We start from the raw sequence: 5,791 nt of genomic DNA, 5'->3' as shown, positions 1-5,791 counted from the left end.
AAATCCCGCAAAGGCCGATTCTTTCGTTGACCCGCTCGATGCCTTGCCCCACAAGGCTTTCAGGCCTCTTGCCCCCCTTCTTCTAGGCCCTTTTTCGCCGTCTTCGACCGACCCCCTCGCAAATGGGTCTTGCATTCCTTGCCCCACTTGGGTTTAATAGGGGTAGAGTTCCCCCTTCGGGGGGATCCCTAGAAATTGGAAACTGGAAAATCTGGCCAGCCGCTGTTGCCCAGCGTCTCATAGTGTTCCCCCTTCGGGGGGATCCCTAGAAATTGGAAACCCAAAGCCACCGTTGAAGGCGGGCTGGCGCAGCGCTTGGCCGAGTTCCCCCTTCGGGGGGATCCCTAGAAATTGGAAACCCCGGGTGCCGACCACGTGTTCACCGTCGTGGTGACCGGGTGGTTCCCCCTTCGGGGGGATCCCTAGAAATTGGAAACCTAACGAAACTGTGCCGTGTGCCCCAAGACGAGAGCCCGTTCCCCCTTCGGGGGGATCCCTAGAAATTGGAAACGGTGGTCGTCCACCGCTCTGCTACAAAGCAAGAGCGGAAGTTCCCCCTTCGGGGGGATCCCTAGAAATTGGAAACTGCAGTACACTGAGAGGGCTGAGCTGCTGCTGCCAGCAGGTTCCCCCTTCGGGGGGATCCCTAGAAATTGGAAACTGCAGAAGTCTGCACTCTTTATTAGAGCCTGAACTTCTGGTTCCCCCTTCGGGGGGATCCCTAGAAATTGGAAACTTGTTCCTACAGCGGTTGGTGGGGATGAAACCGAAGGGGGTTCCCCCTTCGGGGGGATCCCTAGAAATTGGAAACTTGATATAGGTTGTGCATAGGTTGTGGGAAGGGTGGGTTCCCCCTTCGGGGGGATCCCTAGAAATTGGAAACGCTCCGCCTGCGTCAACTCCCAGCGGATCGAGGCCTCGTTCCCCCTTCGGGGGGATCCCTAGAAATTGGAAACCGTTGTCCGGGCTAGGTACTGCGGGGACGCCTGGACGTTCCCCCTTCGGGGGGATCCCTAGAAATTGGAAACGGGAGATCGAGCAGGCGGAGCGCGAAGTCGCCTTCGCCCTGCAAGTTCCCCCTTCGGGGGGATCCCTAGAAATTGGAAACGATTTCTTCTGCTTCGCGATAACTTTGGACTTGGGCGTTCCCCCTTCGGGGGGATCCCTAGAAATTGGAAACCTAGACCCCGGCGATGTCCTGGATCCCTACACAGGGGAGCCTGTTCCCCCTTCGGGGGGATCCCTAGAAATTGGAAACTGCATCACCTCAGGCTGGAACTGGCCAGCCCGATACAAGATGTTCCCCCTTCGGGGGGATCCCTAGAAATTGGAAACTAGACGGGGATTCCCAAGTCACTCAAGGCGAAGCAGATTTGTTCCCCCTTCGGGGGGATCCCTAGAAATTGGAAACTCGGCCAGGCGCCGTCTGGCCAACCGCAGCAGAGAGGGGTTCCCCCTTCGGGGGGATCCCTAGAAATTGGAAACCCCTGTGCAGCCAAACGGCTGTGGAACTCCTCTTCAAGTTCCCCCTTCGGGGGGATCCCTAGAAATTGGAAACGGGGTCGAGGCAGAAGGGTTGGCTTGTTTTCTTGAGCCGGAGCGTTCCCCCTTCGGGGGGATCCCTAGAAATTGGAAACGGACGCTGGCCGAAAACGGGCTCGAAGCCCCCGTCTGTCCAAGTTCCCCCTTCGGGGGGATCCCTAGAAATTGGAAACAAAAACCCCCCTCTCTCGAGGGGGCTGGATGCGTTAGGTTCCCCCTTCGGGGGGATCCCTAGAAATTGGAAACAGCGCCCCCACCCGAGGCTCGTGCCCAACGGCCTCAGGGGGGTTCCCCCTTCGGGGGGATCCCTAGAAATTGGAAACCCGCGAATACGAAAAGCTGATCAAGGCGGCAGAACGACGGTTCCCCCTTCGGGGGGATCCCTAGAAATTGGAAACATCTAGGGCAACTAGAATATGCGCTAGCTGTCGACTGAGAGAGGTTCCCCCTTCGGGGGGATCCCTAGAAATTGGAAACGTTGATCGGCTGCGCTTCGCTCAGTCTCAAGATCCAGAGTCGTTCCCCCTTCGGGGGGATCCCTAGAAATTGGAAACTTCCCTCGACGAGATAAATACCCTCGGGTAGGTCAATCAACTTTCTTCTAGTTCCCCCTTCGGGGGGATCCCTAGAAATTGGAAACAACCTCGTCATATTCGCTCTCTTGCCCCCGCCAGCGGGTAAGGGTTCCCCCTTCGGGGGGATCCCTAGAAATTGGAAACGTAGACGGGAACCCCCAAGTCCGTTAACGCGAAGCAGTTCCCCCTTCGGGGGGATCCCTAGAAATTGGAAACTGGAGATCCTCTTCCAAGGCCGCCGGCAGGTGCCAAAGGTTCCCCCTTCGGGGGGATCCCTAGAAATTGGAAACTAGCGGTAGTGGTACTTGCGCGGGCAGCTGAGGTAGGTCGTTCCCCCTTCGGGGGGATCCCTAGAAATTGGAAACCAAGGAGAGAATGAATCTCTCGCATGAGCTTTTGCTTTAAAGTTCCCCCTTCGGGGGGATCCCTAGAAATTGGAAACTTAGCAGCTCGGTCTTCAGCTTCAGTATCTCGAAGCGAAGAGTTCCCCCTTCGGGGGGATCCCTAGAAATTGGAAACTCGTCCTCGACATACGACCAGGTTTGGTCGTCGTCGAAGGAGGTTCCCCCTTCGGGGGGATCCCTAGAAATTGGAAACGACTATTTCGCCCGTTTGGGGGTTCACCCTTTCAGTGTTCCCCCTTCGGGGGGATCCCTAGAAATTGGAAACTACCTGAACATCCAACTCCCCTTGCCTTTGTCTGCCGTTGTGTTCCCCCTTCGGGGGGATCCCTAGAAATTGGAAACTGGAAGGATCTGAATTAGCTCGCGAATAATTGGCTTTGCGTTCCCCCTTCGGGGGGATCCCTAGAAATTGGAAACACGATAGGCTGCGCTGGCGCGGCTGCACCGATGCCCTGAGGTTCCCCCTTCGGGGGGATCCCTAGAAATTGGAAACGGCAACTCGACCGCTTCGGTGGGACGCACCACTTCCAGGTTCCCCCTTCGGGGGGATCCCTAGAAATTGGAAACGAGAAGGGCTATGGTGCTAAGCCAAGCCCTTCTTTCTTTCGGTTCCCCCTTTGGGAGGATCCCTAGAAATTGGAAACTCCCCTTTCGGGGGGATCCTCAACTGGATTGGACTGAAAATGCGCTTTGAGTTTTGCCGGTATCGGCGGCTCTTCCGGCGGCCTTTGCGCACGCGCTACGGCCTATGGTCTGTCCGGGAAGGGATCCTGATCCGGCTGACGGATCTGGAGACGGGTCAGCAGGGCTACGGGGAGATTGCTCCCATCCCCTGGTTGGGCAGCGAGACTTTGGAGCAAGCGCTGGCGTTTTGCCAGCAGTTGCCGGCTGAGCTATCCGAGGCGCAGATTGAAGGGATCCCAGCAACTCTGCCCGCCACTCGCTTTGGCTTGGAATGCGCCTGGCTGGCCTGTCGGGATCCCGGCTGGCTGGCCAGGGATCTCTCGGGGCTTGCGTTTTGTGGGCTTTTGGGAAAAACCGCGCCCCCAGGTTTCTACCCGGTTTACAAAGGCAAGGTGGGGGTGGATGCCTTTGAGCAGGAGTGGAAAAAGCTGGCAAGCTGGCTGGAGCAACTGCCGCCCGGATCCCGGCTGCGCCTGGATGCCAACGGGGGGCTGACCCTAGAAGAGGCGCGGCGCTGGCTGGCCCTTTGCGACCAGCTCAATCGGGAGTGGCCGGGCAAGATCGAGTTTTTCGAGCAGCCCCTGCCCCCGGAGCAGTACGCCGACTTGATCCAACTGAGCCGCGAGTTTCAAACTCCCCTTGCCCTGGATGAGTCAGTGGCTGGCCTGGAGCAGTTGCAAGCTGTCCACCGCTCCGGCTGGCAAGGGATCCTGGTGGTCAAGCCCTCTTTGGTCGGATCCGGTCTTGCCCTGAGGGACTACCTCAGCCAACACCCGGGGTTGGATCTGGTGTTTTCCTCGGCCCTGGAAACCCCTATTGGCGCTTGGCACGGCCTAGTTTGGGCGGGATCCCTGCAGGCAAAAACAGCCCATCCCAGAGCCTTGGGATGGGGGGTGGGGGAGTTTTTCCCAGAGTGGGATCCCGTTCAATTGGGCGCGATCTCGGCGTCGGAGCGGGCAGCCCTGATGCAGGCGGTGTGGGAGCGCCACAGCCGGCCCTAGACTGCAGCAGCCTGCTGTTTGGCATGTTCCTGCCGCAGGTAGGCCTGGATAAAGTGCATCAGCTCCTCCGGTTCGCCATTCATAAACGCCTCGACATTGTAGGTTTCGGCGTTGGTGCGGTGGTCTTTGATCAACTTGTAAGGATCGAAGGTGTAGGTGCGGATCCGGCCCCCAAAGCCCTGGGTCACCATCTCGCCGCGGATCTCGGCCAGCTTTTGCCGGCGCTTCTCCTCCTCCAATTCGATGAGCTTCGCCTTCAGGATCTGGATGGCCCGCTCCTTATTTTGCAGTTGGGAACGCTCCTCGGTGCAGCGCACGGCAATGCCGGTGGGCTTGTGGATGACGCGCACCGCCGTTTCCACCTTGTTGACGTTTTGGCCGCCTGCCCCGCCGGAACGAGAAGTCTCGAACTCCAGATCCTCCATCCTCAGCTCGAACTCATTCTCTTCCTCCAGGATGGGCATGACCTCGACGCCGGCAAAGCTGGTCTGGCGCTTGCCGTTGGCGTTGAAGGGGCTGATGCGCTCCATGCGGTGGTTGCCCTTCTCGGCGGAAAGATACCCATAGGCGTAGGGCCCCTCGATCAACAAGGTGGCCGACTTGATGCCGGCCTCTGCCCCTTCCGAGTATTCTGAGAGGCGAACCTTGTAGCCCTGGTTTTCTGCCCAGCGGGTGTACATCTTCAGGAGCATCGCTGCCCAGTCCTGGGCATCGGTTCCCCCCGCGCCGGCAGTGATGGTGAGGATGGCGCCGTTTTTGTCATAGGGGCCGGAAAGCAGTTGCTGCAACTCCCATTGGCTAAGCTCCCGCTCCACTGCCGCCAGGGATGCGGACACTTCCGCCAACAGCTCCGGGTCGGGATCCTCTTGCAACAGCTCCAGGGCGCTGGTGGCATCTTCCAGGCGATCCTTCCAGCGGTGGACTTGATCCCAGGAGGCCTTGAGGCTGTTGAGCTGTTGCAGGTGGCGGCGGGCCGCCTCGGCATCGTTCCAAAACTGCGGCTGCGCGGCCTCTTGCTCCAAAATGGCGATCTGTTGCTCTAGGCGGGGCAGGTCAAAGATAGTCCTGAGCACTGCTCAGGCGCGAGGTGAGCGATTCTAGGGTGCGTCTCAGATCGGCCAGTTCCATGGGTTTGTAGATGCTACCTGAAGTCATCGGGTCTGGGATCCCATCTTAACTTCCTAGCCCGCTGACGGGCGCATCTGGATTGGGGAAATGGCTGGAGGGATCCGAGCCCAGAGGAAGATCGGGATCTTGTTTTGGAGGCTGCCATGGCGAAGGTTCTGGGCTTGCTGTTCGGACTGGCTCTGGCCGGGGGTGTGGCTGCTCTGGCCATCACCAATCCCACCCCGGAAGCGTACGGGGCCTACGCAGGGGAACAGTTGGCTGCCTATGCCACGCGGGAATACTGCGCCCAGCTCCCGGCTTTTTTGCCCACCCTCATTGAGGAATGTCACGCCCTTGTGCAAGAGCTGCAACCGGAGTTGGCAGAGCTGTTCCTGCGCCAGACCCGCCGGCAAAACTTCATCCTCTTCAGCCTCTACAGCACCGATTTGTCGTTGCTTAACTTTGGCCCGCTGGGGAT

At 59.0% G+C, this 5,791-nt stretch carries 3 protein-coding genes and 1 CRISPR repeat array; of the genes, 2 read left to right on the top strand and 1 reads right to left on the bottom strand.

Annotated features, from left to right (window positions below; genetic code table 11):
- Positions 1-167 precede the first annotated feature (167 nt).
- Positions 168-3,165: a CRISPR direct-repeat array (repeat unit 36 nt; unit sequence GTTCCCCCTTCGGGGGGATCCCTAGAAATTGGAAAC).
- A 39-nt stretch (positions 3,166-3,204) separates the two neighbouring features.
- Positions 3,205-4,206 (top strand): o-succinylbenzoate synthase, encoded by a 1,002-nt coding sequence (locus NW863_RS09580; protein ID WP_414365969.1) that lies wholly within the window; start codon positions 3,205-3,207, stop codon positions 4,204-4,206.
- Here NW863_RS09580 and prfB read toward each other — a convergent pair.
- Positions 4,203-5,334 (bottom strand): peptide chain release factor 2 gene (gene prfB, locus NW863_RS09575; RefSeq protein WP_414365971.1). Its coding sequence is split into 2 segments (ribosomal slippage): positions 4,203-5,261 and positions 5,263-5,334, totalling 1,131 coding nucleotides; the frame shifts between segments, so codons are not numbered across the junction. The genes NW863_RS09580 and prfB overlap by 4 nt on opposite strands.
- Before the next feature lie 143 nt (positions 5,335-5,477).
- Between prfB and NW863_RS09570 the strand changes: the two genes are divergently transcribed.
- Positions 5,478-5,791, top strand: a 314-nt coding sequence (locus tag NW863_RS09570) for a DUF4359 domain-containing protein (RefSeq protein WP_414365968.1), incomplete at its 3' end; no start/stop codon positions are given.

It is taken from the genome of Synechococcus sp. B60.1 (assembly GCF_047462555.1).
Taxonomy (GTDB): domain Bacteria; phylum Cyanobacteriota; class Cyanobacteriia; order Thermostichales; family Thermostichaceae; genus Thermostichus.
The sequence above is the reverse complement of the archived record's forward strand: the minus strand, read 5'-3'. Positions and strand labels throughout refer to the sequence as shown.

Bases quoted from the DNA above. Each gene is read 5' to 3' on its own strand.
- NW863_RS09580 (WP_414365969.1), top strand. From the start codon at position 3,205: ATGCGCTTTGAGTTTTGCCGGTATCGGCGGCTCTTCCGGCGGCCTTTG.